The organism is Luteimonas sp. MJ250 (genome assembly GCF_039548455.1).
GTDB lineage: Bacteria > Pseudomonadota > Gammaproteobacteria > Xanthomonadales > Xanthomonadaceae > Luteimonas.
This window is the reverse complement of the sequence record NZ_JBCLVB010000010.1, coordinates 345833-369202: the sequence shown is the minus strand read 5'-3', so window position 1 is coordinate 369202 and position 23370 is coordinate 345833. Positions and strand designations below refer to the sequence as shown.

Genomic DNA, 23370 nt, shown 5'->3' with positions numbered 1-23370 from the left:
CGGCGCTATCGCCCCGGGGCAGACATCAATCCGGGTCGTAGTACAGCTCCACCCGCAGATCGAACGCGTTGAGCAGCGAGGCGTCACCGTCGGACATGGCGTTGCGGAAGATGCGGCTGAGGTCGAGCGTGCCGCCGGTCACCTCGTCGCCGCGCGCAAGCTCGCCAGATGCCATCCAGTCGGTGATCTCGCCCCAGATCTGGTCCACGAAGTTCTTCGCTGCCTGCGTGCCCGTGCTGCGGACATCGCCCTGCGGCAGGCCTTCCGCGCCCCTGCTGATCAGCTTGTCGGTGAGCTTGTCGGTGAAGAAGCGGATGAATTCGGTCTTGGCAGCGGCGCTGCCCTGGGCGTTGGCGATGAAGTCGGCGGTGGCCCACTGCAGTGACCCCATGATCGTGCCCAGCGTGCTGGCGGCGTTCTCGCGCGCTTCCGACGACAAGTCGGTATTGCCGATCTCCACCGCCAGTTCGTGCATCGCCTCCGCCATCACCTCGTTGGTCTGGTCAACGCGACCGTATTGGGAATCAAGCAGCACGTGGCGCATGAAATCCTTGACCAGGCCATGGTGGAAATCGCCGGTGTTGTCCTTGCGCCAGTCGGTTTCCGCCAGGCGGGAGAAGTTGTCCTCGAAATATTCGCCTATGTCGTCCAGTGCCGCCGCGCGCTCGCCGTGCTGGTCGATCCCACCGACATAGGCGTCGTCGCCCGAGCGCACGAGCGCGGCGAACAGGCGGTCCTGGGCTTCCTGGTTGCCCGCGGTGGTGCTGCTGGAGTTGAGCAGGGCGGCCAGGGCGCTGAAGCCGTCGCGGCCGGACAGGTTGGCCTGGCCGTCCAGGCTGGTGGCCATCATCGCCTGCACCAGGGTCATGTCGCCGGCCACGGGCCCCGCCGTCATGACCCGGTCGATCTCGGTGAGCACGGCGTCGGCGGCGCGGCTGTCACCATGCGCGGCCGCCATGTTCGCGATGTCGGCCGCCGCGGTCAGCAGTGCCGGACCCCTTTCGTACTTGTTGATTTCGTAGCCTTCGCCGCGCGCATCATCGACCAGGCGCAGGGAGACGTCTGAAAGAAGGTTGCCGTCGTCGATGCCCGTCAGCAGCTCACGCGCACCGGCAGCGCCGGGCTCCCTGACCAGGCCGTAGATCTCGTCGCTGCCCAGGCGCCCATCGGCGACAGCCCGGGCGATGGAGTCCGTCACCTGCTGGCGCAGTCCGTTGTCGCCGTTGTTGGCAGTGCCGATCCCGTTGAAGGCGCGGTTGATGGATCCCGCCTGGTCGTCCGAGATGGTCTCGCAGCCGTCGGACCCGTTCGCCATGCCGATCAGGGCGGCGATGTACTCGTCCTTCTGCTCCTGCGTGAGCGACGGGTCGTTCATCGTCTGGCTGATCTGGTAGGCGACGGCCTTGTCCGGCTCCGGGCCGCCGCTGCTCACCGCGATCGTGCGGTCAAGCGCCTCCTGGACCTGGGGATCGTTGCTGGAGCATGCGCCGGTGCGGCTGGCACCGCCGGAGCCGATCTCGAACTCGTAGCGGAAGGCGGAGGGCATGAAGCCGGAAGCAGGGGAGATGGACATGCGCGGCCCTGGAATCTGTGGACGGTGCCTCATTTTCGGCGCCATGGAGTGGTGCCGGCCATTGGGGGTGACCCTGACCTGGGGGAAACCCGGGGGGCCATGCGCCGCGACCGATCCCGATCCTGCTGCGGGCGGAGGCCCCGGGCTGCCAGGGCCACGGTTCCAGGGCTATGCTTCCCGCAGGCGATGGGGATCGCCACAGTCTTGGCAACAGGGGAATCCGACCATGACCACCCCAGACAACGCTCGACTCGACCGCATCGTCGCCGATGCCCGTCGCAGCGCCGAGCAGCGCGACAAGGGCTACCGCGAGCGTGCCTTGAAGATTTACCCGTGGATCTGTGGGCGCTGTGCGCGCGAGTTCACCCGCGCCAACCTGCAGGAGTTGACGGTCCACCACCGCAACCACAACCACTCGGACAATCCGGCCGATGGCAGCAACTGGGAGCTCTTGTGCGTGTACTGCCACGACAACGAGCACTCGCGCCAGCTCGACCACACCGGGGTCAGTGCCCTGGACGCGGAAGATGCTCCCGCCTCGGCCAAATCGAATCCGTTCGCCGATCTGAAATTACTGCTGCAGAAGCAGCCGCCGACCGGCAGCTAGCAAGCGCGCGCTGTCCGTCAGGTGTCCGGGGCGCCATGTTGGAACGTCCAGGCGACGAACCGGCTGCGCTTGCTGCCCTGGGCCATGGGCACTTCGCGGACTTCGACGGCCTCCACCTGGCGCAGTTGCCTGCGCAGCGCAGGCAGGTGCTCTGATCGGGCGACGAGGCTGCTGAACCAGCGCACCTGGTGCTGGACTTCGGCGCTTTCGCGGACCATCCGGCGCAGGAATTCCGGTTCGCCACCCCGGCACCACAGTTCGTGGGCGTGGCCGCCAAAGTTGGACGCTTGCGCTTGCTCTGGTGCCGGCGTCGGTCGCGGGGCAGGCGCGGACGCCGCGCCGAGCTGGCGCAGCTTGCGCTGGTTGGCGCCTGCGGCCTCGCGTGCGGAGGCGTGGAAGGGTGGATTGCACATCGTCAGCTCGAAGCGGTCGTCTTCGCGCACTACGCCGCGGAACACGTTGCCGGGGCGCGGCTGGTGGCGCAGTGCGATCGCCTTGTCGAGCCTGTTCGCGTGGACGATGGTCGCGGCGACCTGCAGCGACGTGGCGTCGATGTCCGAGCCGACAAAGCGCCAGCCGTACTCGGCATGTCCCAGCAGCGGATAGATGCAGCTGGCGCCGACGCCCACGTCCAGCACGCGGATCGACGTTCCGCGCGGGATCGCGCCGTCGCCGGATTCGGCGAGCAGGTCGGCCAGTCCGTGCAGGTAGTCGGCGCGCCCGGGAATCGGCGGGCAAAGCGCGCCGTGGGGCAGGTCCCAGTGGGCGACGCCGTAATCGCAGCGGAGGATGGCGCGGTTGAGTTCGCGTACCGCGGCGGGGTCGCTGAAATCGATGCTGGTCTCGCCGCGCGGCGTGGTCAACAAATGCGAAGAGAGGGCAGGGCAGGCCTGCGTCAGGCGCGCGAAATCGTAGTGGCCCTGATGCCGGTTGCGCGGGTGCAGCTGCGGGCGTGCCTGCGTCTTGGCGGGGCGTGCGTGGATGGGCGGCGTGGGCTTCATGGAGGCGGCCAAGGTACAACGGATCCCGGGGTGGGCGTGCGGCGCGATGTACTCTGCGTTCACGGGCGCGGGAGGCATATGGACCTCTCCAACGACCTTGGGAGCATCCCATGCACTACACGATCCGCGGCATCGCAATCGTGCTCGCCACCAGCGTTCTGCTGCTGCTCGCCGGCTGCGTCAGCCCGGGCGGCTATGGCGGCTATCCCGGCGGCTACGGGCAACCCGACCAGGGCTACCCCGCGCAGTACGGCAGCCAGCTGCAGGGCACCGTCGACAGCGTTGATCCGGGCTACAACCGCATCTTCCTGGTTGTCGACGACCCCCGCAGCGGCCGCATGCAGCAGGCGGAGGTGCGTTACGACCAGCGCACGCGCCTGTTCTACCAGGGGCGCGAGAGCGCGGTGGAAGGCCTGGAGCGTGGCGACGTGATCCGGATCGATGTGGCGGAGTCCGGGCGCGAACTCTGGGCGCGTTCGATCGAGGTCGTGCGCAACGTCCGCGAGGGCGGATACGGAGACGGCTACGGAAACGATTACGGCAATGGCTACGGCAACGATTACGGCAATGACCTGCGCGGTCCGGTCGCCCATGTCGACACCCGGTCGCGGCTGATCCGCCTTGACGGCGGCGGGTACGGAAGCAGCGTGCAGTTGGCCTACGACGGCCGCACCACGGTCGAATACCAGGGCCGCCGCTATCGCCCCGAGGACCTGGAGCGCGGCGACCTGGTGCGGGTCCAGGCGCGGCAGATGGGCAACAACCAGTGGCTGGCGGAACGCATCATCGTCGAGCGCTCGGTCGGGCGGTAGGCAGGGCGGCGGCGCCGGTAGAATGGAGGCCCCTTGGTCGCATGATGGACCCATGATCAACAACGACGTCCTGCGCAGCATCCGCTACATGCTCGACCTGAGCGACCACAAGGTGGTCGAGATCGCCCAGTTGGCCGATCCGGCCTTCGTCATCGAAAAGGATGACGTGCGCGCCTTCCTGCTGAAAGAGGAGGAACCCGACTACCTGGCCTGCAGCGACACCGTGCTGGCGCATTTCCTGGACGGGCTGATCGTCCATCTGCGCGGCAGGGACGAGAGCCTGCCGTCGCGACCGGTGGAGAAGCGCATCAGCAACAACGTGGTGCTGAAGAAGCTGCGGGTGGCCTTCGAGCTGAAGGACGTGGACATGCACCAGGTGTTCGCGGACGCGGGGTTTCCGGTGTCAAAGCCGGAGCTGTCGGCGCTGTTCCGCCAGCCGGGGCACAAGAACTTCCGCGCCTGCGGCGACCAGCTGCTGCGCAATTTCCTGAAGGGGCTGACGCTGCGCGTGCGTGGTGGTTGAGGCTCCTCCTGCAGTGGCTCCTGCAGGGTCAGGGCTACAGCGATTCGTCAGCGCTGGTCCAGCTCGTGGTGGATCAGCACGACGCACTGCGATGCGAACAGCATCGTGCGGCCCAAGGCGATCTTCTTCGCGCCCATGCGCTCGAGGCCCGGCAAGGTCTTCTTCGGCATCGGGATGTGGTCGGTCAGCAGGAAGCAGGGATTGCCCTCGAAGGCCTGCTCGCGGATCGGCGTGCCTTTCCTGTCCATGATGTAGAGCTGGTGGTCTTCGGCCAGGGTTTGCACCAGGCGCTCGAAGCTCACCGTCTGCACCGTGACGCCCGGCTCCACCGGCCGCGTTTCTTCCTTGCCCATGCCGCGGGACGCGTCCAGCGCGTGCGCCACCTTGCCCAGCAGCGCACGTTCGTCGAAGCCGCCGATGTCGGTCATCGCGTTGGCATCGAAGCGGACGGTGCGCGAGAAATCCTGCGTGCTTTCCAGCACCAGGTAGACGGTGACATCCGGGCGGTGCGACTGCGCCACGAAGATGGCGTTCATCAGCGTGTGCGCGAGGATTTCGGTATGCGCGGCCTTGCCGACTGACGCTAGCAGGGTCGGGCTGTCGGTGGGCGCCGCGCGCGCCCTGAGTACGAAGGTCCGCATGTGAGGTCCGGCTGATGGCTGGTTGAACGCGTTGCCGACGATATCAGCCGCCGGCTGGCTGAAGTGGTCCTGCAGGTGCTCGGCGAATGGGAGCGGCCATGCCGGGTGTCCGGGACTCAGAAGCGCTCGCCGACGGGCAGGTAGCGCCAGCTGCCGACGGGCATCTTCGCCAAGGGAACCTTGCCGATGCGGATGCGCCGGATCGCCACCACATCCAGGCCGACCTGGGCGCACACATCGCGCAGCTGCCCGCCCTGCACGCCCTTCAGGGCGAAGCGCAGGCGGATCTCGTTCTGCCAGCTGACCTTGCATGGCGGCAGCGCCCGGCCGCCATAGGACAGGCCGTGGTTGAGTTTCTGCAGGCCATAGGGCGCGATCTCGCCGCTGACTTCGACCACATATTCCTGCTCGATCTCGTCGCGGTCTTCGGTCAGCCGTCGCCACACGCGGCCGTCCTGGGTCAGCACCATCAGGCCGCTGGCCTCGGCATCCAGCGGCACCAGCGGCGTCAGGCGGCTGAAGTGGCGCTCGAGCAGGCGCACGCCGGAGGGATCCTCGGGCCAGCGCGTCTCGGGATACACCAGGTCCGCGGCGGGGGCGGGGCCGCTGATCGTGTCGTAGCCCACCGGCTTGTGCAGCAGGACGGTGGCAGGCTCAACGGTTTCCAGCCGTGCGGCGGGATCGATTTCGACGGCCTCGGTCACCACTGGATATGCCGGATCCTCGATCACGCGCCCGTTGACCGAGACCCAGCCACCCTTGATGTACTGCTCGGCGTCGGCGCGTGAGCAGCGGGCGAGGTCGGTGACACGTTTGGCCAGGCGAACCGGTTCGTACATGGATCAGCGCCGCGGAAAACAAGGGATGCAGTGTAGCGGGTGACCGCCCCGGACTGCCCTCCGCACCGGTCCCATCGCGCATTCGAAGCTTGCGGGGTTTCAGCCTGTTCGAACGCCAGGCGGCTGCAGTTGACGCCGGAAGTTTGGATAGACTGTGCGCATGGATACGGCAGGCAACACCGCGCACGGCGAGTACAAGGTCCCCGGCGGCAAGCTGGTGGTGGTGGATCTGGCCATCAACGACGGCCGGATGACGGCGGTGCAGGTCAGCGGAGACTTCTTCCTGGAGCCGGCCAGCGCGCTGGATGCCATTGATGCCGCCCTTGAAGGCCAGCCCATCGATACCGGCGAGGCCGCGCTGGCCGCTGCGGTGACCGCGGCGCTGGGGCCGGCGCCGCAGCTGTTCGGCATCACGCCCGAAGGCGTTGCGATCGCAGTCCGCCGCGCGCTGGATTCCGTGGCCATGGATGCAGGCAAAGGCGACGCACCTTGAACGGGTCGGATCGCACCGGCTGGGACGACCACGCCTGGCACCTGGTCCATGCCGAACCCCAAGCGCCCCCGCTGCACATGGCGCTGGACGACCTGATGCTTGACGACGTGGCCGCCGGGCGCCGCCCGCCCACGCTGCGGATCTGGGAGTGGGGCGCATCCGCGGTGGTGATGGGCCGCTTCCAGTCACTGCGCAACGAGGTCGACGCCGAGGCCGCGCATCGCCATGGCATCCAGGTGGTGCGCCGGATCAGTGGCGGCGGTGCGATGTTCATCGAGCCGGGCAACACCATCACGTACTCGATCATTGCGCCCGAAACGCTGGTGGCGGGCATGACCTTCGAGCAGGCCTATGCGCACATGGACCAGTGGGTGATCGAGGCGCTTGCCGGCCTAGGGGTCAAGGCCTGGTACCAGCCCCTGAATGACATCACCTCAAGCGACGGCAAGATTGCCGGTGCGGCCCAGACCAGGCGCCGTGGCGCGGTGCTGCACCACGTCACGATGGCCTACGACATCGATGCGAACAGGATGCTCGACGTGCTGCGCATCGGCCGCGAGAAGCTGTCCGACAAGGGGACGACCAGCGCGACCAAGCGCGTCGATCCCCTGCGCCGGCAGACCGGGCTGCCGCGCAGTGCCGTGATCGAACACATGATCGAAACCTTCCGCAGCCGCCACGGCGGCCTGGTGGCGGACGTGCTGCGCGCGGACGAACTGGCACGCGCCGAGGCGCTGGCGCGCGAGAAGTTCGCCACCGCCGAATGGACTGCGCTGCTGCCGTAAGCGCGGGCCGGCGGCGTCAGTGGCACTGGTCATCCAATGGAAAAAGGCCCGGGCAATGCCGGGCCTTTTCTCGTCCTTCGGGTGGCGCGCGCTCACGCCGGTGCAAATGGCTTGGAGGCGTTTTTGTCTCGCTTCTCGGCCTTTTTTTCTTTCATGGTCTTGAGCGGCTTCTTTTTCTGTTCCTTCTTCTTGTCCAGTCCCTTGCTCATCTCTATTCTCCTCGGCGCGTCAGCGCTGGACTGCGGTTGCAGTCGGCCCGGGCAGTATGCGCCAGCCGCGGCCTTCCGGGCTGCGGGCGGGTTCAGGTTCGCGGCTCGCCCGGTGTCTCGACAGCGTACCCGCATCCGGACACCATGGCTCCGTGCCAAACCTGCATCTCCAGAGGATCACGCCATGGCTACCCTGCTCCAGCGCAGCATCTTCATGACCACCCTCGCGCTTGTCGCGACAAGCTTCGCAGCCTGCGGCGCCGGTGAGTCGCCGGTCGCCTTCGAACGGGCGGAAACCCGTACAGCCACTGCCGCCGCCCTGGCGCTGCAATCGCAGGCGTTCGCGGACGGCCAGCCGATCCCGACGCGCTACAGCGCCTATGGCGACGACGTTTCGCCGCCGCTGGCATGGCAGCCGGTGGAGGGTGCGAAGTCGTACGCCCTGCTCATGGAAGATCCCGACGCCGACCGGCCCCACCCCTATCTGCACTGGCTGGCGTGGAATATCCCGGCTGGCGTGACCTCGCTGCCGGAAGGCCTCGCCGCTGATCCACGCCTGGCCGAGCCGGACGGCATGCTGCAGGGGACCAACGACCGCGGATCGGTCGGCTATTTCGGGCCCAGGCCGCCGGCTGGGAGCGGCATCCACCACTATCACGTCCAGGTCTTCGCCCTGGACACCATGCTCGAGGTCGACCCCGGCGCAGGCCGCGATGCCCTGCTCGGAGCGATGCGGGACCACGTGATGGACAAGGGCGTGCTGGTGGGGACCTATGCAGGCCCGGAAGAGGCTGCGCAAAGCGAATGAGGGTCGGGACGGGCTAGGGTCGGCCCCGGATTGCCCGCTCCTCCGGTCACCCCTAGTTTCGGGTCATCTCCGCAGCTGCGTGGCCCGCCATGACCTTCGTCGACATTTCCAGCCGCATCTCCCATGCCGCGCTTGACGCGGCGAACTGGCGTCCGGACGCGATGCAGACCACCTTGCAGCGCGCGCCGGTGGCCGATGGCGTCGAGCGCATGTTCGACACGGTCCGCGAGGCCGGCAAGGCCGTCGCCGATGCCCTGGGCCCCGAGCGGTTTGGTGGTAAGGGCGGGACGTCCGGTGAGCGCGAACTCGTGGCGACCGAGGACAGCGTCGATGTCGGCGGGCATCGCGATGCATACGAGCTGCACCTGTACCGCGAGCCGGACGGAACCTACACGCTCGAGCTGCACATGAAGATCGAATTCAACTTCGAGGATGGGGCGGACGGTCTGAACTGGACCCCCGAGGAAAAGCAGGCCTTCATGGACGACTACGTGGCCGAGGTCGAGAAGGCCTGGAGCGGGCGCACCTTCACCACCGATGACGGCATGGACGTCACCCTGGACGTGAAGCTCGACGTCAGCGAGCAGGAAAGCGGCTTCATGGGCCGCTTCCGCGACGTGATGGACCCGAGCGAGAACTACAACATCAACGTGCTGCGGATTCCCGAGGGTGACTTCCACCGCAGTTCGGTCGGCCCGGGCAACATCTCGCACCTCGACAGCGAGGACAACCGTGCCGTGAACAAGGGCGCGGACATGCCGCAGGTCGGCACCGCGCACGAGTTCGGCCATATGATCGGCCTGCCCGACGAATACCATGACGGGCACGAACACCAGGACGACGACAACAGCATCATGAACTCGGGCATGGAAGTGCGCGATCGCCACCTTGACATCGCCGAGGACTGGGTGGAGAACAACACCTGACGCACGCCGCGGAAAAAGCGCATGAAATCCATCGCACTCGCCTGCGCACTGGCCCTGCTGCTGGCCTGCGGGAACCAGGCAGCCGGAGGCAGCATGACCACAGCCAATGAGTTCGACAGCGCATGGGAGCGGGTGCGCGAAGCATCCGATGCACAAGTGCAGCGCGATGAAGTGATCGCGTTCCTGCGCCGCAACGAGCAGGCCGGCGCGCCGGTGCTGCAGGTGTCGGTCGCCCACCGCGATACCGGCGCCAGGGCCGCCATCGACGACGCCCTGTGGCAGCAACCGGACCGCTATGAGGTGACGCTGCGCTTCGGTGAGCGCAGCCACGTGTTCGTGCCGTTGTCGCGCGAGAGCCTGGTCCCGCTGTTCCGCGAATAGGGCGGCGCTGGCTCAGGGTCCTGCCGCCTCCACGTCGCCCGCCAGCGTCCAGACCACGTCGCGGCCCGCCGGATCGCGGCTGAGGTGGAAGTACGCCGGCATGTCCGGGGCCAGGATCCCGTGCGCCTCGCCCCCGGCCTCGCCCGGCGGGCTGAACGGCACGATGTACAGCCCGGAGGCATCAATGGTCCGCCGCGCCTGCACTTCGCCCAGGTCGCCGATGTCCGAGATGGTGCCGCCGCGCTCGAGGAGCGGCTGTTGGAAGTCCACCAGCAGGTCCATCCGGGCCTGCGGCTGGCCGGGCAGCGCCAGCGTGCCACCCGTGACCAGCAGGTCCGGCCAGACCCTGCCGTTCCCGGGCAGTTCGTCATAGCGCTCGCGCGGCAGGCCGGCATGCGCTCCGGTGGCGATGGCGTCCAGCGCCCCGACCAGGGCGAGGAAATTCAGCTTGCGCAGCTGCTGCTTCTGCAGGTCGCCCTCGATGCCGCCGGATTCGATCAGCACGGTCGATACGCCTGACGCCGCCGTCAGGTCGCCGAAGGCGCGCGGGTTGAAGGTGTCGTCCCACTTGGCGATATGGCCGGCGATGTAGGGCTCGAGCACCGCGCGAATGGCCACGCTGACTTCGATGGCGCGGGCGCGGGGGGCGTCCACCTCGCGGGATGCGTTGAAGGCGGGCGCGAGCAGCGCGATGGCGGTGCCGCGCTCGGAGTCGCCGGCGCGGTAGCCCACGCGCTGGTCGTGCAGGTTGAAGCCGAACGCGGGCTTCACCCGCTCGCGCAGCGCATGCAGGGCACGCGCCTCGGGGCTGGCCAGTGCGCGTGCGTCGCGGTTGATGTCGATGCCCTGCGCGTTGCGGCGCTGGAAGCGCGCCGCGCCGTCGGGGTTAACGAGCGGCAGGACGTGCAGCGTGGTGCCCTGGCGCAGGCGCTGCACCAGCGGATGAGCGGGCTGTTCGCCGAGGAAACGGAACAGGTCGGCGAGCGCCATCGAGGCGGTGCTCTCGTCGCCGTGCATCTGCGACCACAGCAGCACGCGGGTGTCGCCATTGCCCCATGACACGTGGCGCAGGGGCCGCCCTTCCGCGCTGTTGCCAAGGGCCTCGATCCGGAAGCCGGCGGCGCCGGAGGCCAGCGGCATGGCGACGTCCCACCACTGCTCCGGCGAGAACCTTCGGTCGTCGAGTCCAGCCACGCGGATGTGGCTGTCGTAGAGCGCGTCCAGTTCGTCAAGCCATGCCGGGGGCGGCGGCATCGCAGGGGCGGCGGGCGAAGCGGCCGACGCCAGGAGCGTGGCGAGGAGGAACAGCAGCGGGAGGGCGGGAACGTGGCGCAAGGTGGTGGCGCTCCAGGACGACGGGCACGCCGGATGGTAGGGCAACGGGCGCCTGGAGGCGGTCGATTGCGACGCGTGGCGTCAGCATGCGTCGCGAATGGCACGACTGCCCGCTCCACCCGCCCGTCCGCGGCGCCTTCAGGCGTGGCACGCAACCTGCTCACCCTCATCCGGATCGAAGGTGCGCAGGAGCGCACCGGTCATGTCCATCAAGGAGGACACATGAGCAAGACCCTGTCGAAGGCCGCACTGGCCGCCGTGATCGCAAGCGCCGTTCTGGCATCCACCGCCGTGCACGCCCAGAGCAAGCCGCTGCAGAACGCGCCGCCGCAGCCGCGCGAGCTGGATCCGGCCAAGCGCGTGCCGCCGCCGGCCGCCCACCAGCATGCGCCGCAGGCGAGCGGGCAGCAGTCTGTCCAGGCGCAGCCCGCTGCGCAGGCCCAGCCCTACGCGACGCCGCAGCCCTACGCCCCGGCAGCCCCGGCCGGCGCCTCGTATGCGGACGGCCGCGGCGGCTTCTTCATCGGCGTGCAGGGTGGCAAGGGCTGGGTGTATGACGACGTCGGCCAGTCCGCGCTTGCGGTGAACGCCGGCTATCGCTGGCAGGCGGGCGCGGTGACGCTGGTGGGCATCGAAGTCGCGGGTGGCAAGCTCGACAGCACCACCGACGATGGTTGGCCCTATGCCAAGGTCGATTACGCCAGCATCGGTGCCAATGCGCGCTTCAACTTCGGCCACACCAGCCCGGTGTATGCGCTGGTCCGCGCCGGCTATTTCACCGCCGACGAAGCCGACTACGGAGACATGGACGGCGGCTACCTCGGCCTCGGCCTGGGCGTGGACTTCAATCGCCACTTCAACATGAGCCTGGTCTATACCAACTACGTTTATTTCGACTCCTACGGCTGGTACGACGGCGACTTCTACTACGACGCCAACCGCGCCGACACGCTGATGCTGGGCGCAGAAGTCAGGTTCTGAGCGAGGCCGGCCCGTCGCTCGCAGCCGCGACGGGCCCCGTTCCGCGGGTGCGGCCCCGCGGCAGCGCAGGGGCCGGCCTGCACGCGGCCGTGTCGGGCGGATCTGTAGCGTTGCGTCATGGCCGATCTGGCCGAGACGCCTGCTGACAGGAGTACCCCCGTCCAATGAAGTCCCTCGCCGCTGCGCGACGTTACACAGATGCAAACGCTTTGCCGGCAGCTGCCTGTTGCCCGCAAACACCTGACGGCGACGGCCGCCCTCTCGCTACCGCGTTCCTTGAGCACGTCGGCGATGCTTCGTTCCCCTGCGTCGGTTCCAAGGCCGCGTTGGGGCGCGATGCGATCCAGGCGCAGGAATTCGGTCCGCTGGGTGATCGTGCCAATGACGCGCCGCTGCTGGATGGGCTTGGTGCGTTCGCCGCGATGCTGGACGCCGCGGATCCCGGGGAGTCCACGGTCCACTCGTTCGTGGCCGTATTCGACGGGCCACGCGATACCGACGAGCGTCGCTTCGAGGCGCTGCTGTGGGCGCAGCTGCAGCGCCTGCACGACCTGGACATCCGTCGTGGCGCGCGTTGGGCCGATGACGTCGACCGCAACCCCGAGAGCGCCAATTTCAGCCTCAGCCTGGCCGGCCATCCGTTCTTCGTGATCGGGCTGCATCCGGGTGCGTCGCGCACCGCGCGCCGGTTCGGCTGGCCCGTTCTGGTGTTCAATTCCCACCGCCAGTTCGAGCGCCTGCGTGCGGATGGCCGCTATCGCAAGATGCAGGCGGCCACGCGCGAGCGCGATATCGCGCTGCAGGGCTCGATCAATCCCAACCTCTCCGATTTCGGCATGGCGACCGAGACACGGCAGTACAGCGGTCGCAAGGTCGAGGCGGACTGGATCTGCCCCTTGCGCGTGAAGGCGTCGCGGTGAACGCCGCGCCCACAACCCGGCGCATCCCGCCGTGCTCGGGGCACGCGATCGAGCTGGAGACGGGCGATGAACTCGTCGTCATCGACCCGATGGGCCAACAGGTCAGCGACCTGACGGCATTCGCGCGCGACGACCTCTCGGAATACCTCTCGTCGGGCCGCTCGATCGACTATGCGTCGAAGCTGTGGCTGAGCACCGGCGATGTGCTGCACTCCAACCGCAGCCGCCCGATGTTCACCATCATCGAAGATACCTGCGGACGGCATGATTTCACGCTCACGCCGTGTTCGAAGCGGATGTTCGAGATCCTCTATGGCGAGGCCGAGGGCCGGCCCGGCTGCGAGGGCAACCTGGCCGCGGCGCTGGAGCCCTATGGCATCGGCATCGACCGCATTCCGGTTGCTTTCAATATTTTCATGAACGTGACCGTGGACGGCCAGACCGGTGCGATCGCCGTGCTTCCGCCCTTGAGCCGCGCCGGCGACTTCGTGCGCCTGCGCGCTGAGATGCCGCTGGTGGTGGCGATGACGGCGTGCTCGGCCGGACAGTCGAACAACTTCAGCTACAAGCCGATCGACTTCAGGGTTGAGCGTCAGGCCGAAGTGAGCCTGGCCAGGAACACCAGCACCGTCGCGAACGTCAACATCACGAAATAGATGTTGCCGATCACCAGGTACTTGAGCACGGTCAGCCACCAGGCCTGCCGGTATACGCGCTTCTGCATCAGCAGCAGGTAGACCGGCATCCACAGCAGCACGGCGGCGAACGCGAGATCGAGCAGGATGCCAAGCGGCCTGGACGTGACCAGGCCGTCGAGCGCCGACAGCAGGAATGCCAGCGTCAGCATGATCAGCAGGAAGGTGTGGCTGTAGAGGGCGACCACCAGGTGCTCGAGGTACAGGCGCCGCGTGAACAGATAGGCCAGCTTCAGCAGCAGCGCGAACACGGGCACCAGCAGGAACAGCGCCGAGGGCGCGGCCGCCATCGCCCCCTGCAGCCACGCGTCGATGGCGGCGCCGTTGAAGGACTGCATGTTGTTCTCGAGGTTGCCGACCTTGCGGTTGAGCCAGTCATTGGCGAACTGCGGCCACCAGCCGATCACCAGCGGGTTGGTCTCTGCGTCCCATTCGCCCTTGTGGCCGAACAGGTTGATCTGCATGCGCCTGCGCTCGGCCTGCGGTGGTGCGTCACCGGTCCCCTCGGCTGCAGGCCTGCCGGTCAATTCGACCACGCGATTGGCCGCGGCGCTGCGTATCCGCACTTCTGCCGCCACCAGCGTCGGATCAACCCCGGGCGTGTTGCCGGCATCGGCACGCGCCTGCTCGATGTCGGCAACCGCCTGGTCGCGGATGCGTTCGACTTCGGCCACCGTGCTCGCTACAGCGATCTCGCTGAGCCCGGTGATGCTGACCGGGCTTTCCTCCACGTGCACCGCCGCCGCGCCGATGAAGAATGTGAGCAGGCTCAGGATCACGAACAGCCGCAGCGGCGCGATGTAGCGCGCACGGTGCCCGGCCAGGTAGTTGATCGCGACCCGCCCGGGCGACATCAGGTCGCGCAAGGTGCGGAAGACGCGCCCGTCGAGATGCCAGAAGGCCTCGAAGAATTCCTCCACCGCGTGCGCGGCGTGGCGGATCGGGTTGTGCACGGACTGCCCGCAGGCGTGGCAGAACTCGCCCTGCAGTTCAGTACCGCAGTTCTCGCACCGCGCCGGCGCGGCATGGGCATCGGTCCCGGTTGCTGGCTTGCTCACGCTGCGCCTCGTACGGAATGGTCGCGACGGGCGTTACGATAACGGCTCACGGCCAACTGCGCGCGCGCCTTCGTCCGTGATTCCCAATCAGAGCGAGGTGACCGTGTCCAGACCGCGATTTTCGATGATGCCCGTGGTCTTGGGCCTGGCCCTGGCCAGTGCCGGCTGTGCCGGTGTTCCTGTGCCGGTGACATCCTCCGCTACGGGGGCGGTTTCGATCGAAGGTGCGATCGCCTCCATCGACACCCGGCCATGGACCTACGACGGCAACGCCGTGATCGAGGTCGACACGGCTGACCGCGGCCGCGTGGCCGTGCAGCTGCCGGCGCGCTGGAACCTGTGCCAGGCGACGCCCGTGGACGTGGACGCATTGGCCGTGGGCATGCACGTGAGCGCGGTGGGCGCCGCGGCCGGGGAGGGCCGCCTGGTGGTCTGCCAGGACCCGTCGCACCGCCTGGTGCCCCTGCGCTAGTTGACCGGAGGACACCGTGGACAGACGGACATTCATCGAACGCGCCGCATTGATGGCCATGCTGCTTCCGCTGGCGGGTGCCCGCGGGGCCATGGCGGCCGCCCCCGGCGGGCGCCTGCTGCCGATGGCGATCAAGGCCGGCGACACCGTGGGGCTGGTCAGCCCGTCATCGCCGGTCGACGACGGGTTCACCCTGCAGTTGGCCCAGGAGGTCATGGAAGCACTTGGCTTCAAGGTCCGGACCGGGGCGCACTACGCGGCCCGGCGCGGCCACCTGGCAGGCACCGACGACGAGCGCGCCGGCGACCTCAATGCGATGTTCATCGACAGCGAGGTCAAGGCGATCATCGCGGTGCGCGGCGGCTCCGGTGCCGCGCGCCTGTTGCCGCTGCTGGACTACGACGCCATTCGCGCCAATCCCAAGGTGCTGCTCGGCTATTCCGACATCACCGCGCTGCACAATGCCATCCACGCGCAGACCGGCCTGGTCACGTTCCACGGGCCCAACGGTTCCGGCAGCTGGAACCGCTTCAATGCCGACCAGTTCAGGCGCCTGTTCTTCGACCGTGAGCTGATGCAGTACCGCAACGCGGCCGATGCCGGCGACGAGCTGGTGCAGCGCCGCAACCGCACGGTCACCATCGCCGGCGGCACCGCCCGCGGCGATCTGGTCGGCGGCAACCTGGCGGTGCTGACCGCGCTGGCCGGTTCGCCCTACCTGCCGGACTTCAGCGGCCGGATCCTGTTCCTGGAGGACGTGTCCGAAGCGCCGTACCGCGTCGATCGCATGTTCAGCACGCTGCGGCTGATGGGCGCGCTGGACAAGGTCGCCGGCGTCATCTTCGGCGAGTGCACCGACTGCGAGCCGGGTGGCGGCTACGGGTCGCTGACGCTGGGGCAGATCCTCGACGATTACATCAGGCCGCTGGGCATCCCGGCCTATCGCGGCGCGATGATCGGGCACATCCGGCAGCAGTTCATCGTGCCGGTGGGCGGGCGGGTCGAGATGGACGCCGATGCCGGCACGTTCCGCCTGCTGGAACCGGTGTTCCAGGCCTGACCGGACGCAGCACCCGGATGTCGCGCCCGGTCCGCAACGGTATCCCCGCCAGCCGCCTGCAGTTGCCGCCAGGCCCTTGGGCCACGGTGCTGGACGCGCTGTGCGCACGCTTCCCGGCGATTGATCCCGACACCTGGCGGCAGCGCTTCGCGCGCGGCATGGTGCTGGATGCCGATGGCCGCCCGCTTGACGCCGGCGCCGCCTGCCGGCCCGGTGCCGAGGTCTACTACTTCCGCGAAGTGGCCGGCGAAGCGCCCATTCCGTTTCGCGAGTCCGTGATTTACGCCGACGAGCATCTGGTGGTCGCGGACAAACCGCACTTCCTGCCCGTCGCGCCCACCGGGGCCTATGTGCGCGAGACGCTGCTGACCCGCCTGGTCGAACGCCTGGACAGGCCCGACCTGGTGCCGCTGCACCGCATCGACCGTGACACGGCGGGGCTGGTGCTGTTCTCCGCGCGCCGCGACAGCCGCGCCCGCTACCAGGCGCTGTTCCGCGAGCGCGGCATCCACAAGCAATACCTGGCCCTGGCACCGCCGCTGCCCGGACTGGCGTTCCCGCACGTCCACCGCAGCCGCCTTGAACGCGGCGAGCCATTCTTCCGCATGCGTGAAGCGCCGGGCGAGGCCAACAGCGAAACGCATATCGATGTCGTCGAACGCGGTGCCGCAGCGTGGTGCTATCGCCTGCAGCCGGTTACCGGCCGCAAGCACCAGCTGCGCGTGCACATGGCGGCGCTGGGCGCGCCGATCCTCAACGATCCCTTCTATCCGCAGCTGCTCGAACGCGGTGCCGATGATCCGGCACGCGCGCTGCAGCTCTTCGCGCATGCGCTGGAATTCGATGATCCGATCGACGGCAGCCCGCGTCGCTATGTCAGTGCGCAGCGCTGCTAGACTGCCGCCCCATGTCAGTCGCCCTCACCGAATTCGCACGCAGCCGGCTGTTCCGCGAACGCCGCCGCAACACCATCCAGGACGTGACGCCCGAGGCGTTCGAGCAGCATCTGAACGCGGTGCCGCCGTTCAAGGTGCTCGACGGCTACGCGCCGTTCTGCAAGCTGCACGTGCACCGCAACTGGACGTCGACCCGCTGCCTGGCGGTACCCGTCACCGACGCCAACCGCCATCTGCTGCGCTCGGACTACGAGGCCCGTACCCGCGACGAGCTGCCGGTGCTGGTGCGCTGGTTCGAAGGCCTCGAGCCGCCGGTGGCCGACTATCTGATCGTCATCCTCTACAGCCGCGACCAGCTGGCAAAGGAAGGCACGGTGATCGACGCCGACTGGGGTGTCGTCGGCTGCATGTACACCGCGGAGCCCGAGGAAACGCCGATGGCGCCGATAACGATGATGCGCAACGCGCTGGGCGTGGAGGAGGGCGGCTCGGGCGTGCCGGTGGACCGCGAGGCCTATCGGCGCAGCGTGGAATTCTGGCGTGCGCACGCGAACTGGCGCGGCGCGCTGTAACGCGCCGATTCCGCCGTCGATGCGGCGGGCGGCACCGTGCCCCGTGTCTATTCGGTTCCGATGTGCCGCTCCAGGAACGCTTCCAGGCGACGGTAGAAGGCGATGTTGTTCTCATCCTTGTAGAAGCCGTGCCCTTCCCGGGGCACCGACATCCATTCCGGTGATGCCCCCGCGGCTTCAAGCGCGCGCTTCATCGCGAGCGCCTGCGAATAGGGCGTGCGTTCGTCGATCTCGCCGTGGGCCATGAACACCGGCGCCTTGACCTGCGCGGCCAGCGCGACCGGTGAGTTGGCGCGCAGGGTCTCGTCGCTGTCGCCGATGACGCGCGAAATGTACCTGCGCCCGGAGGCCCTGGATGCGACATCGCTCTTGCCGGCGAAGACCTTCAGGTCGTACAGGCCGGCCAGGCCCGCCACGCACTTGATGAGCTCCGGCGCGCGGATCGCGGTCATCATTGCCGAGTAGGCTCCAAAGCTCGCGCCATAGGCGCACACGCGCTGCGGATCGGCATGCCCCTGGGCGATCGCCCAGCGCACGCCGTCGATCAGGTCGTCCTGGATGCGCGTGCCCCAGTTGCGGTAGCCGGCCGTGGTGAACCGGTCGCCGCGGCCAAGGGTGCCGCGGAAGTTGACCTGGAGCACCAGGTATCCGCGGCTGGCGAGGAACTGGGCATCGGTGTCGAAGGTCCAGTCGTCGCCCTCGGCGTGCGGGCCGCCGTGGGGCAGCAGCACCATCGGCAGCCCGGCCGGTTCTTGCCCCGCGGGAATGGTGAGGTAGCCATCGAGCTCCATGCCATCGCTGGCCTTGAAGCGGAAGTAGCGCCGCTCGCCCATGCGTTCGGGGTCGATTCCCTCGCGCGATGCGAACAGCAGCCTGGCCGTGGCCTCTGTGCGGTCGTACAGGTACCACATGCCGGGATCGCGATCGCTGACCACGCGCAGCAGTGACAGCTGGCCGTCCACGCTGTGGTTGGCGTAGCTCATGTGGTGCCCGGGGAACAGGCCGCTGAGCGCGCGGTGCTCCTGCGCATCGCCGGAGTGTTCGTCGAAATAGACCACGCGTGGCCGGCCATGCACCAGGGTGGCGGCAAACGGCTGCCAGGACGCGTTCCATTCCATTCCGCCAACGCTGCCGAAGCTGTCGCTGGCAAGGCTCACGCGCGAGGCGCCGGTCGGGTCGGATTTCACGACCGTGGAAGGCCCGTCGCCGATGTTGTGGCGCGCGAACACGCCGCCGGCGTCGGCGGTGAAGGCGATTGGCCGGAAGTGGCCGCCGGTGCGCTCCGTGGCCACTGGCTGCCAGTCCTTGCCGCGGGCATCGGCTTCGTACAGGCGGTAGTCGTCGTTGTCGTCGTAGCCGCCGGCGAAGCGCGGCATGCCGGCGGGATCGAGCACGAAGCCGAGGTCCTTGACGCCGATGTCGGCGATCAAGCGGTGCGTCGCCCGCTCGGCATCCACGTCGTAGAGCATCGAGCGGCTGGTGTCATTGGACAGCCTGCGCATGTAGAAGTGGCCGTTGGGCGTCGGGGGCAGGCCTTCGATGTAGCCGTAGCCGCGGTCGATGCCGGGCATGCGCGTGGACTGCCGGTATCCGTACACGTATTTCTGGTTGCTGCCGTCGTAGTCGGTGGCGATGATCTCGCCCATGGGGATCGGTGCCTCGCGCGCGCCGATCAACCGTCCCTTGGCCACCAGAAGCCGCTTGTTGCTGACCCAGTAAATCTGCGACGGCAATTCGTACCGCGGCAGCGTCAGCTGCGCCGTCTGCACCAGGTCGGATACCCGGCGCACCTCGATGGCATAGCTGCCCTCACCCAGATGGGTGGTCGCCGCCACGTGCAGTCCGTCCGGGGACAGGCGCGGAGCGCTGGTCCTGTCCGCCACTGCGAAGGCTTCGATCGGGACCGGTTCGGCCGCCTGGACACATGTTGCGGCCAGGCCCATTGCCACTGCGATCGTCGCCCTGATTGCATGCTTCATGCGTTGCTCCCCCAGACCCCCCGGTCTGCCGGCACAGCGTAATCCAACCGGTCGGTGCCGGGGCGCGATCCGACCGGGTACTGTTGGCTACCGCCATGCTCGACTGGAATGACCATGCTTGAATCGAAAGACTCCCGGCGCAGGTTCCTGGGCGCGATGGCGGCGGGCGCTGCCTGCGCGATGTTGCCGCTGGATCACCTGCGCGCGGGATCCGGCGGGCAGGCGCCGGGTCGGGTGCTGCGCGACGTGCTGTTGGTCGACGGCAGTGGCGCACCGGCGCAGCGCACCGACGTGCTGGTTCGCGGCGATCGCATCGGCCACATCGGCCGCCTGCCGGACGCGGACATGCGCGGCCTGCGGGTGGTCGAGGGCGGCGGCCGCGTGCTGGCGCCGGGCTTCATCGACCTGCATACGCACGGCGATCCGCTCAAGACCGCGTTCACGCCCTTCCTCGCCATGGGCGTGACCACCGTGGTGCTGGGCCAGGACGGCGGCAGCCCGGCGCTGCCGGGCACGCGCCACGATGCCGGCAGCCTGCCATCCTGGATGGACGCGGTGGAGCGCGCGGCATCGGATATCAACATCGCCACCCTGTCCGGCCACGGCACGTTGCGCCGCCGCGCCGGCATCGACGACGGCACCCGCCAGCCTTCCGACGCGCAGCTGGCGCGCATGCAGGCCATCCTTGAAGCCGACCTGCGCGCCGGTGCCTTCGGCATGTCCACCGGGCTCGAGTACGTACCCGGCCGCTATGCCGGACAGCGCGAGCTCGCCGGCCTGGGCCCGGTGATCGCCCGCTACAACGGCGTTGCCATGAGCCATATGCGCTCCGAGGACGTCGACGACGTGCGTGCGTCCATCCGTGAGCTGGTCGCCGCCGCCGGCCCTGCGCGCGCCCACGTTTCGCACCTCAAGATGGTCTATGGCAAAGGCGAGGCCGCTGCGGAAGAGCTGCTCGCGTTCCTGGAGTCGCTGCGCGGGCCCGGCCAGCCGCTGACCGCCGACGCCTATCCCTACGAAGCCAGCTACACCGGCGTGTCGATCCTGTTCCCGGAATGGGCGCTGCCCCCGGGCGACTACGCCGCCGTGCTTGAGGAGAGGCGCGACGAACTGCGCGCATACCTGCAACAGCGCATGACGCAGCGCGGCGGCCCCGGGGCCTTGCTGTTCGGCGAGGGCCCGCACGCCGGCAAGACGCTGTTGCAGGTGGCCGAAGCCCGCGACACGCCGTTCGCCGATGTCCTGCTCGACATCGGCCCCGGCGGCGGCCAGGCCGCGCACTTCGTCATGGATCGGGCGCTGCAGGACCGGCTGCTGCTGGATCCGCGCGTGGCGGTGGCAAGCGATGGCTCGCCGGGCGGCAGCCACCCGCGCGGGGCGGCAACCTTCGCCAAGTGGATCGAGGACTTCGTGATCGGGCAGCCGCGGGTCACGCTGGAGGAAGCGGTGCGCAGGGCGACCTCGCTGCCGGCCTGGATCCTGGGTCTTGCCGATCGCGGCACCATCCGCATCGGCGCAAAGGCCGACCTGGTGCTGTTCGATCCGGCGCGCGTGCGGGCGCGCGCGGATTACGTGAACCCGACCGCGATGGCCGAAGGCTTCGATCTGGTGATGGTGAACGGCCAGCCTGCGCTGGAGGACGGCGAAGTGCACAAGCAACGCCCGGGGCGGCTGTTGCGCAGGCGCTAGCCGTGCCGGGCGGTGACGCCGACGATCTCGCTCCAGAGCGGCACCGCACCGTTCGAAGCTGGGGGCGGGAACGGCCAACCCTTGCGGCCATCCCCGACTTCGATCGGGCCGTGGGCGATGCTAGGCTCGGAGCGCTGTCGAAGTCATGGAGGACGTCATGCGTATTTGCACCATCGTGGTCGCCTTGTCCCTGCTGTGTCTCCCGCCGGTTGCGGCAGCGGCTGATTCCGAAGCTGGCGAATTGCGTTTCCCGGCCGAGCTCCTCGGTGTCTGGGACGCCTATCCTTTGCCTTGTACAGACGACGGTCCCTCCGACAGCGATATGCGGATCCTGATCGAGGCCCGGACGCTTGGTGGTTATGAGACCAACGACGCGCTGAAGTCGGTTCGGAAGATTGCGGAAGATCCAGCGACCTGGCGAATGTGACTTGATCAAGGAATCGCCCGCGCTGTTCCCCGGCTCCGGACACCGACTGTCTTTGCGCAGGCGCCATGCTCCGGCGCCAGCGGCAGCACGAGCTGCATGTGGGCCAGCGTTTCGTCATGTGCCCATCTGAAGGTTTCGGCAGCCAGGCGTCACGGGGCACCGTGGCGCGTGCGGTGTCCATTGCCGGCCACCCCGCCATCGTGGTTCCGGCAACCATCACGCTGGCTGCAGCCCGGCGGGATGCCACGCCCCCGGCAGTCGGGGTCATCCTGTTCGCGGCATTGGCAGTCGCTGTCAGCGCCCTTGTGTACAGCTTCGCGCAGGTGAGGTCCGGGACGTGGGCCCATATCGATGCGTCCGTTCCCAGTGAGCGCAACCAGCTCAATCCGCTGCTCGCCATCGCGCTCATGATCGCCGCGATGGCCTTGCTTGCTGCCGGGCAGGATGCGCAGGTTTCCACTGGTTTCGCGATGGCGGCCGCCATGGTCGGCGCCTGCCACCTGCTGCGGGCCTGGTTCAAGGCGTCGCTGCACGTCGGCTTCATCGTGTTCTCGGCCTTCCTGGCGTGGCCCCTGGCATGGGTCGCCGGGGCTCTTCTGGCGCTGGCGGCAATCGTGTCGTGGTCACGCCTGGCGCTGCACCGTCATACCGTTCGGGATGTGGTGGCCGGAGCTGCACTTGGTGCGGCGGCGGGTGCGGGGGTTCTCGTTTTTGGGGTGCGACATGCGATCCTCCACACCTGACTCCGGCGAAGCTTTCGCGTGATCCGCCGGTGCTGCGGGCAGCGCTGCTGCACGCGGCGGAGGCGGGTGCCCCGCCAGGCGGGCACGTCATCGCGACAAGGGGCCTGCGACCATCCAGGCATGTCCTGGAGAGTTTTTTTCGATGGCACGCGCAAAGACACTCAAGCTGGCGACGTTCAACGTCAACGGCATCGGCACGCGCCTGCCCCAGCTGCTGGACTGGCTGGCGAAGGAACAGCCGGACGCCGTGGCGCTGCAGGAGCTGAAGGCGCAGGACGAATCGTTTCCCGCGGCCGAACTTGCGGACGCCGGATACGGGGCCGTCTGGCAGGGGCAGCGCTCCTGGAACGGCGTGGCGATCCTGGGGCGTGGCGTCGACCCGGCGGAGAGCCGCCGCGGGCTGCCCGGCGATCCGGACGACACCCAGAGCCGCTACATCGAAGCCGCCGTGCACGGCATCATCGTGGCGGCCATCTACCTCCCCAACGGCAACCCGCAGCCGGGGCCGAAATTCGACTACAAGCTGAAGTGGATGGCGCGCCTGCGGCGGCATGCCAAAACGCTGGTCGACCTGCCACACCCGGTGGCGCTGCTCGGCGACTTCAACGTGATCCCCACCGACCAGGACGTCTACGATCCCAAGGCCTGGCGCAAGGATGCGCTGATACAGCCGGAGACGCGCGAGGCCTGGGAGCGCCTGCTGGAGCAGGGCTGGACCGATGCGCTGCGCCAGGTTTCTGGCGATGACACGATCTACACCTTCTGGGACTACTTCCGGCAGCACGCCGAGCGCGACCGCGGGCTGCGCATCGACCACGTGCTGCTCAATCCGGTGCTCGCCAAGCGCCTGAAGGCCGCCGGCGTGGACCGCTGGGTGCGGCTGCAGGAAAAGGCCAGCGACCATGCGCCGACCTGGGTGGAGGTCGGCGCGCCGAAATAGACACC

26 protein-coding genes are annotated in these 23370 nt (G+C 68.3%); 19 read left to right on the top strand and 7 right to left on the bottom strand.

Annotated features, from left to right (window positions below):
• Positions 1 to 25: 25 nt before the first annotated feature.
• Positions 26 to 1573, bottom strand: coding sequence for a hypothetical protein (locus WCE37_RS05335; protein ID WP_343254142.1), 1548 nt, complete (start codon positions 1571 to 1573; stop codon positions 26 to 28).
• Positions 1574 to 1799: 226 nt separating this feature from the next.
• On the opposite strand from WCE37_RS05335, the gene WCE37_RS05330 reads away from it, so the two are divergent.
• Complete coding sequence (locus WCE37_RS05330; RefSeq protein WP_343254143.1) at positions 1800 to 2180, top strand: YajD family HNH nuclease; 381 nt, start codon at positions 1800 to 1802, stop codon at positions 2178 to 2180.
• A gap of 17 nt (positions 2181 to 2197) precedes the next feature.
• Here the strand turns inward: WCE37_RS05330 and rlmF are convergent, their stop codons facing one another.
• Positions 2198 to 3181: a 23S rRNA (adenine(1618)-N(6))-methyltransferase RlmF gene (gene rlmF, locus WCE37_RS05325; protein WP_343278438.1), complete on the bottom strand. Its 984-nt coding sequence runs from the start codon at positions 3179 to 3181 to the stop codon at positions 2198 to 2200.
• Positions 3182 to 3291: 110 nt separating this feature from the next.
• On the opposite strand from rlmF, the gene WCE37_RS05320 reads away from it, so the two are divergent.
• Together WCE37_RS05320 and WCE37_RS05315 are read left to right on the top strand one after the other, a co-directional pair.
• Positions 3292 to 3993 (top strand): DUF5666 domain-containing protein, encoded by a 702-nt coding sequence (locus WCE37_RS05320; RefSeq protein ID WP_343278437.1) that lies wholly within the window; start codon positions 3292 to 3294, stop codon positions 3991 to 3993.
• 52 nt (positions 3994 to 4045) lie between these two features.
• On the top strand, positions 4046 to 4516 hold the full coding sequence (locus WCE37_RS05315) for a DUF1456 family protein (protein WP_343278436.1): 471 nt from the start codon (positions 4046 to 4048) through the stop codon (positions 4514 to 4516).
• Positions 4517 to 4563: 47 nt separating this feature from the next.
• Here the strand turns inward: WCE37_RS05315 and trmY are convergent, their stop codons facing one another.
• Together trmY and WCE37_RS05305 are read right to left on the bottom strand one after the other, a co-directional pair.
• On the bottom strand, positions 4564 to 5157 hold the full coding sequence (trmY, locus tag WCE37_RS05310) for a tRNA (pseudouridine(54)-N(1))-methyltransferase TrmY (protein WP_343254148.1): 594 nt from the start codon (positions 5155 to 5157) through the stop codon (positions 4564 to 4566).
• Positions 5158 to 5273: 116 nt separating this feature from the next.
• Positions 5274 to 5996 carry an rRNA pseudouridine synthase gene (locus WCE37_RS05305; RefSeq protein WP_343254149.1) on the bottom strand — a complete coding sequence of 241 codons (723 nt, stop codon included), beginning with the start codon at positions 5994 to 5996 and terminating at the stop codon, positions 5274 to 5276.
• A gap of 160 nt (positions 5997 to 6156) precedes the next feature.
• Between WCE37_RS05305 and WCE37_RS05300 the strand changes: the two genes are divergently transcribed.
• The 5 genes from WCE37_RS05300 to WCE37_RS05280 all read left to right on the top strand — a co-directional run bounded on the left by WCE37_RS05300 (position 6157) and on the right by WCE37_RS05280 (position 9598).
• Entirely contained in the window at positions 6157 to 6489 is a 333-nt protein-coding gene (locus WCE37_RS05300; RefSeq protein ID WP_343278435.1) for a biotin--protein ligase, read from the top strand.
• Complete coding sequence (locus WCE37_RS05295; RefSeq protein ID WP_343254151.1) at positions 6486 to 7274, top strand: biotin/lipoate A/B protein ligase family protein; 789 nt, start codon at positions 6486 to 6488, stop codon at positions 7272 to 7274. Before WCE37_RS05300 ends, WCE37_RS05295 begins: the two co-directional genes overlap by 4 nt.
• A 393-nt stretch (positions 7275 to 7667) precedes the next feature.
• Entirely contained in the window at positions 7668 to 8291 is a 624-nt protein-coding gene (locus WCE37_RS05290) for a YbhB/YbcL family Raf kinase inhibitor-like protein (RefSeq protein WP_343254152.1), read from the top strand.
• Between the two features lie 89 nt (positions 8292 to 8380).
• The gene (locus tag WCE37_RS05285) at positions 8381 to 9217 is read left to right on the top strand and encodes a hypothetical protein (protein ID WP_343278434.1); all 837 of its coding nucleotides are present in this window, start codon (positions 8381 to 8383) and stop codon (positions 9215 to 9217) included.
• 21 nt (positions 9218 to 9238) lie between these two features.
• The gene (locus WCE37_RS05280) at positions 9239 to 9598 is read left to right on the top strand and encodes a hypothetical protein (protein ID WP_343278433.1); all 360 of its coding nucleotides are present in this window, start codon (positions 9239 to 9241) and stop codon (positions 9596 to 9598) included.
• Positions 9599 to 9610: 12 nt separating this feature from the next.
• Here WCE37_RS05280 and WCE37_RS05275 read toward each other — a convergent pair whose 3' ends face one another.
• Positions 9611 to 10933, bottom strand: a complete 1323-nt coding sequence (locus WCE37_RS05275; protein ID WP_343278432.1) for a M14 family zinc carboxypeptidase — start codon at positions 10931 to 10933, stop codon at positions 9611 to 9613.
• A 222-nt stretch (positions 10934 to 11155) separates the two neighbouring features.
• Between WCE37_RS05275 and WCE37_RS05270 the strand changes: the two genes are divergently transcribed.
• From WCE37_RS05270 to WCE37_RS05260, 3 genes are all read left to right on the top strand, one after another.
• Entirely contained in the window at positions 11156 to 11914 is a 759-nt protein-coding gene (locus tag WCE37_RS05270; protein ID WP_343278431.1) for a hypothetical protein, read from the top strand.
• A 209-nt stretch (positions 11915 to 12123) separates the two neighbouring features.
• Entirely contained in the window at positions 12124 to 12834 is a 711-nt protein-coding gene (gntA, locus tag WCE37_RS05265; RefSeq protein ID WP_343278665.1) for a guanitoxin biosynthesis heme-dependent pre-guanitoxin N-hydroxylase GntA, read from the top strand.
• Positions 12831 to 13490, top strand: a complete 660-nt coding sequence (locus tag WCE37_RS05260) for an urea carboxylase-associated family protein (RefSeq protein WP_343278430.1) — start codon at positions 12831 to 12833, stop codon at positions 13488 to 13490. Before gntA ends, WCE37_RS05260 begins: the two co-directional genes overlap by 4 nt.
• On the opposite strand, the gene WCE37_RS05255 is transcribed toward WCE37_RS05260, so the two are convergent.
• Positions 13427 to 14587, bottom strand: coding sequence for a DUF3667 domain-containing protein (locus WCE37_RS05255; RefSeq protein ID WP_343278429.1), 1161 nt, complete (start codon positions 14585 to 14587; stop codon positions 13427 to 13429). The genes WCE37_RS05260 and WCE37_RS05255 overlap by 64 nt on opposite strands.
• A 103-nt stretch (positions 14588 to 14690) precedes the next feature.
• Here WCE37_RS05255 and WCE37_RS05250 point away from each other — a divergent pair, with 103 nt between their 5' ends.
• Genes WCE37_RS05250 through WCE37_RS05235 form a run of 4 tightly spaced genes read left to right on the top strand, consistent with a single transcriptional unit; the run spans position 14691 to position 17587 of the window.
• A complete protein-coding gene (locus tag WCE37_RS05250; RefSeq protein WP_343278428.1) occupies positions 14691 to 15059 on the top strand; it encodes a hypothetical protein in 369 nt (122 codons plus the stop codon).
• Positions 15060 to 15075: 16 nt separating this feature from the next.
• A complete protein-coding gene (locus WCE37_RS05245) occupies positions 15076 to 16119 on the top strand; it encodes an LD-carboxypeptidase (RefSeq protein ID WP_343278427.1) in 1044 nt (347 codons plus the stop codon).
• Positions 16120 to 16136: 17 nt separating this feature from the next.
• Positions 16137 to 17015 carry a pseudouridine synthase gene (locus tag WCE37_RS05240; RefSeq protein ID WP_343278426.1) on the top strand — a complete coding sequence of 293 codons (879 nt, stop codon included), beginning with the start codon at positions 16137 to 16139 and terminating at the stop codon, positions 17013 to 17015.
• A gap of 11 nt (positions 17016 to 17026) precedes the next feature.
• Positions 17027 to 17587: a DUF3228 family protein gene (locus WCE37_RS05235; RefSeq protein ID WP_343278425.1), complete on the top strand. Its 561-nt coding sequence runs from the start codon at positions 17027 to 17029 to the stop codon at positions 17585 to 17587.
• Between the two features lie 47 nt (positions 17588 to 17634).
• Here WCE37_RS05235 and WCE37_RS05230 read toward each other — a convergent pair whose 3' ends face one another.
• Complete coding sequence (locus WCE37_RS05230) at positions 17635 to 19566, bottom strand: prolyl oligopeptidase family serine peptidase (protein WP_343278424.1); 1932 nt, start codon at positions 19564 to 19566, stop codon at positions 17635 to 17637.
• Positions 19567 to 19680: 114 nt separating this feature from the next.
• Between WCE37_RS05230 and WCE37_RS05225 the strand changes: the two genes are divergently transcribed.
• From WCE37_RS05225 to xth, 4 genes are all read left to right on the top strand, one after another.
• Positions 19681 to 21255 carry an amidohydrolase family protein gene (locus WCE37_RS05225; RefSeq protein WP_343278423.1) on the top strand — a complete coding sequence of 525 codons (1575 nt, stop codon included), beginning with the start codon at positions 19681 to 19683 and terminating at the stop codon, positions 21253 to 21255.
• Between the two features lie 145 nt (positions 21256 to 21400).
• A complete protein-coding gene (locus WCE37_RS05220; protein ID WP_343278422.1) occupies positions 21401 to 21682 on the top strand; it encodes a hypothetical protein in 282 nt (93 codons plus the stop codon).
• A gap of 65 nt (positions 21683 to 21747) precedes the next feature.
• Complete coding sequence (locus tag WCE37_RS05215; RefSeq protein WP_343278421.1) at positions 21748 to 22425, top strand: phosphoesterase; 678 nt, start codon at positions 21748 to 21750, stop codon at positions 22423 to 22425.
• Between the two features lie 142 nt (positions 22426 to 22567).
• Complete coding sequence (gene xth, locus WCE37_RS05210) at positions 22568 to 23365, top strand: exodeoxyribonuclease III (protein WP_343278420.1); 798 nt, start codon at positions 22568 to 22570, stop codon at positions 23363 to 23365.
• Positions 23366 to 23370 lie beyond the last annotated feature (5 nt).